The sequence below is a fragment of the Stieleria sp. genome (assembly GCF_041595215.1).
In the GTDB taxonomy this organism is placed as follows: domain Bacteria; phylum Planctomycetota; class Planctomycetia; order Pirellulales; family Pirellulaceae; genus Stieleria; species Stieleria magnilauensis.
Window position 1 is genome coordinate 1 of sequence record NZ_JBFHKV010000617.1, and the last position, 5097, is coordinate 5097.

General features: G+C 61.9%; 2 protein-coding genes. Both read right to left on the reverse strand.

Going from position 1 to position 5097, the window contains the following annotated elements; all coding sequences use genetic code 11:
* Positions 1–87: 87 nt before the first annotated feature.
* Positions 88–1986, reverse strand: a complete 1899-nt coding sequence (locus ABX749_RS21180; protein ID WP_372897730.1) for a hypothetical protein — start codon at positions 1984–1986, stop codon at positions 88–90.
* Positions 1952–5097: DUF5682 family protein (locus ABX749_RS21185; RefSeq protein WP_372897731.1), on the reverse strand; the 3146-nt coding region annotated here is incomplete at its 5' end. The genes ABX749_RS21185 and ABX749_RS21180, both read right to left, overlap by 35 nt.

The window sequence follows — 5097 nt, forward strand, 5'->3', positions numbered from 1 at the left end:
CATCGTTTTGCCCCCATTATTCTGCCCCGTATTATTCTGCCCCCAATTCCCTGTCCCCATCATTCCGCCCTCCCTCCCGCATTCTTCTCACGACAACCAATCATTCCAAGCCTGCCGATGGTAGTCGGCACGAAACACGTTTTGATAACGATCGGTAGCGGCCAACAGGTCGCACAAACCGGGCAGATCGTCTGCGCCCCCAGAGTCTGAAACTCTCGATTCGGTCGCCGCCGACGCCACGGCATCGGCGAGCCTCGCGGCCGTCGGCAACAATTGACGCTTCAACATTAGGATCATTCGACGATGCCCGCCGGAGGCCGGTGACGCGACGCTGCCGCGACCACCGAGGACCAGCGTCCGTTGCTGGCGTGCGAGTCCCGCCACGCCATCGACGCTTGGTTCCGCCTGTCCACGCGAATCGACAGCGGCAGCGAGCGAGACGCTTCCTGCCTCCGGATCGGTTCGCGAAAAGAAGTGCCGTTCCAATCGATCCAGCCCCAACTGGCAGACGTTCTGCCATGATTCGGGCAGCTCCAATCTCGGATCGTCATCGGAACCCTCGCGGCACGCTTCAACGCGTATCGCAAGCGCATCAATCGATCCGGCCTGGTGGCGTCGGACACGCCCGATGACGAAAACGTTCAGTCCTGGGCTGCGGGCGACGAGTTCCAGGTTTTCACGATACGGCACCTGGTCGGTGTCCAACGCGATCCGTAGTCTCAACGGACGCGAAACATCGTCCGCCTTGACCAACACGCCGTCTTCGTGCCGCCCGAGGACCTGACAGCGAAACGCGACGAAGTCTGGTTCCGCCGGAGCCGTCGGTCCGACCGATTCGTCCGTCGCAAAGAGCTGTTCGACCTGGTCGGCCAAGGATCGCCCGAAACGCGACGTCCACGCCGCGGAGTCATCGATCGGCCGGTCGGTCTGTTTCCGCACGGCCCAGCGAGTCTTTGATCCTCGTCCCAGTCGCCGATCCGGCGATGCCGTCATGTTTTGAACGTCCACACTCGACCGGCAAAGCTGAAATGCAGAAATCGTTGTACCGCCCAATTCGATTCCTCCGCGATACGCTTGCGACGCCAAGTCGGCTTCTCCGGGGCGCACTTCGCTGACCTGATAAATCTTTCCGTCGTCCGCCATCATCGAAACACACACTCCCGCGTAGCCGGACCGCGTCACGATCGGTTCGGCCACCAGACTGACCAGCCGCGAAACGTCGACCGGTTCAAACGATCGTCGGACCTGGCCGATCGTTTCAAGGTCGGCCACAGGTTGCCGGAGCACACGCCGCGCGATGACGACCGCGCGGGCGAGATCGCTTTGTAACTGCGTGACATCCGTGTTGCCCGATTGTGCCCGCAACCGAACCACACCCTCGACGACACTCAGGACGGCCGACGATAAATGAACCAGCCCCGCGGCGCGGCATTGATGCGCCGCCCGCAACAGCGCCGATTGCAACACGACGCCACAGCGCTGAGCGCCGCTGCACAACATCAATTCGATCGCATCGAGACAGCGGCTGGCGGCGTCACGCATCGCAGCGTTGATTTCGATCACCGATGATTCGTCGCCAGGCTGCGAACCAGGCTGCGATTCAGATACTTGATTCGGAGCAGCTTCGTGATCCGAACGTGCCGCATCGGTCTCGATCGGCAAACAGCTGACACAAGCCAGCAGATGAAAACATTTTGGCGACAGCAAGCACGAACATGAAACCTGTTGGAGTTGCGTCACGCGTTTCGACTCGCCATCCCATTCCAATCGCACGGTTTCGTCACCAGTGCTGATCGTCACGCAAGTCGCTTCGGCGGTCCAAGTCCAAGCGTGTGCGATCGCCGGATCTTTGTCCAGGCGTTTTCGCACGCGCGAAGGCACCGAGTCGATCAAGTTGGCGAGCACGTCGGCGCGAACACTCAGTTGGCCGCAGATGCTGGGGCGATCCGACTCATCCATCGATCGAACCTCCGGCGACGTTGCCACGGATTTGATCGCCCACCCACTGTGCCAGTTTTTCGGGACTGACCGCGGCGACCGCCATCCCTGCCGACGCCATCATTTGTGCCAGGCCCTGGTGGAACCGGGCTTGGCCGGAATCATCCAGGGAAGCCAGCCCGATACAACGGACGCCCGAGTCGACCAGCGCCCGCACTTCGGCCAGCATCCCGGGAATCGAAACGCCTTCTTCAAAGTCGGTGACCAACACGACGATCGAACGCGACGGCACCTTGATGCCCGCGCGAGCTCCACGCAGACCGAGTCCGATATCGGTTCCGCCGCCGACATCGACTTCCAACAACAGTGCCAGCGGATCGTCGACTTGATCGCTCAAGTCGATCAATTCGGTGCTGAAAGCCAGAAACCGCACGGACAACGCAGGCAAAGCGTCAAAGATCGCCGCAACCAGCGCGCTATAAACCACCGACGCGGACATCGATGCCGAAACGTCGACGACGAACGTCACGTGCCAGTCCAATTCCCGTCGTGCCGGGGCGTTGAAGATCAATTGATCGGCGACGATCGTGGGGCGGCCATCGGATCGACGCCGCCCGTTGGCCAAGTTGGCGCGAATCGTGCGTGATAGATTCAGCCGCCGCGATCGACGGCGAGTCGGTCTCGGCGTGGAAAGACCACTCAGCGCGGTCTGCAGACGGACCGCCAACTGCCGGGCGAGGTCATCGGTGATCTTTTGGGCAAGCTGTCGAAGCTTGGCCATACGTGATTCCGGCATCGCACCGGCCAACGAAAGAACCTGTTGCAGTAAATCAATCGATGGCGTGATGGAGTCGACGTCCAAGTGCCCGACCGCGGACGCGTTGCCTGCCGCGGCGGCTTGTCCGAGCACCTCCTGGCAGACGTCGCCGCCGAACAACGCCTCTAAGTCGTCGGCCCACTGCGCGGTCGTCGGTTGCGGTGCCTCTTGTCCGCCGCTGCCACGCCGTTGCTGAAAATCACCGCGTGACCCCTCGCCGCGTCCTTTTCCGAACAATTGGTCCAACGACTGGGCGGCGATCGATGCGTTTCGCGAAGGGTTTTCCGGCGGCAAGCCGAAGATCAATCGCCAGCGATCGGCCATCTTGATTTCGTTGTTCGCGTTGTCCGCGATCGATTCGCAACGCAATGGTTCGGCAGCCATGTCGACATCGGAGTCGTTTTGATCTGTCACGCCCTGGTCCGCTTCGCGAATGAAACGATCGACGCTGGGAAACGCTTCCGCGACGGACGCTGCCGCAATCAAGTCGGCGTGTCGCAAACGGGCGACGTGCAATGTGATCGAGTCGGCATCGCCGTCATGGTCCCACTGCTGGTGATCGATGGCCGATCCGCGTTGGTCCAGTCCCTGCAATCGCATCTCCAGCAACCGTTGTCGGTCGGCCGGCGAAAACGGATCAAAGGCCCCCCGAAGTGCCGGCAATCGTGACAGAAACTCCGCGTCGGACAATTGACTCATACCGGACTGGAACGAGTCCAGCCACAACGGATCGTTCTGCATGCGTGACAGCAAGATCTGCACGGCACCGGACAGTCCGTCGCGCAAGCGTGTCCGGCCGTCGCGATCGCCGGCACCATCCAACCAGCCGATCAACAACTGGCCCAACTCAGTCGCGTCCATCGCATCGAGCGCGCACAAGCTGGCCGCCGCGGCGCCGCGCATGCGGTCGCTGCCGTGACGAATCGTTTGACGGCACCACGTCACCAGTTGTCGTCGCTGCCCGGCTGTCTCTGTTTGCTGCGATTGAGTCGTCTGAATCAACGCATGCAGATCCCCGCTGAACCACTGGATCAAGTCCGCCAGACAGACCACGTCTTCGATCGACGAACTGCCACGCAGCCCCTGCAGACGCTCCAAGCAGGCGCGCAACAATTCATCCGCTGAAACCCTCGCATCGGGCATCCGGTAAACCGGTACGATCGGGGGCGCCGCATCAGCCGGCTCGAGCGGCAACCCGGGCAGATGCGACGCAGCGATCCGCACCATCAACGTAACGGCTTCGACCAGTTCCGAGATTGCGGCGGTTTGGCAAAACGTTTCGTCCAAGCGACACAACGCCTGCGTCGTCAACGTCTGCAGCCCGCATTCGCTGGCGATCCCCAATTGATCCAAGATCATTCTTGGCGACGTTTCGTTCGCCTCATCGGGACCGACTCGGCGACCGGCCCTGCGAACGATTTCTTCGGCAACCTGAGTCAGGGTGACACCGAATCGGGCGACACTTTCGATCGTCGCCGCCGTCGTCTGTTGCCACTCGACCCGCCAACGCTCGGTCAAGTTTTCACGGTTTCCCTGCGTCACCGTGTCGACTCGCTGGGCATACGGGATCCCCGCCGCCACCATTCGCCGCAGCACCACCGCGCGGGCCCGATCCTTGGGGCTGCGTAAGACGTCCAAGCGAAGCTCTTTTTCAGTTTCCGATCGCGTCGATTGAAAACGTCCGCGCTGCCGTTGCGGTTTCGCTTTGGCGGCTGCCTCTCGCCCCGGCAACCCCAGTTGCTCAAGCAGTTGATCGATCGAAACGGAAAGTCCGCAGCGTGGTGCGGACGGCGTGACCACTCCTGTCCGGTCCCCGATCAGCACATCACCGGCGGCTGCCGAGACGGCTCGACCACGCCCCATCACGTCGCCGTGGACCAAACAGGTTTGCAAGGATTCAACGAACTCGCCGCGACCGGGAACCGCCAGTCCGCGCAGCCGCGCCAGATCACGCATCATCCGCAGCGTTTCAGCGGCGTCCGGCGTTCCGGCGACATGACCGAACTGACGCAAACGACGACAGACGCCGGTGGCAAGCTCCACGGCGACGTCTTCCATTTCCGCGTTCGATTTCGCTTGCACCATGTGTTGATGCCAGACGGGATCCAAGACGCCGGCCGGATAGCCGCTGCGTTCGTCGAGTTGTTCAAAGGAATACGGGATCAGAGAAACGCCGACCGATGACGTGTCGGATTCGATCGCGGCAAGTTCGGCTTGATCACGGTCGTCGGAGGCGTCAACGACGTCGGGCAGCAAGACCGGCGCGTGAAAGGCGCCGACGATGGCCACCGTTTTCCCATCGCTCTCGCGGATCGCCTGACGCATCGCGGCTTCGCGAAGCA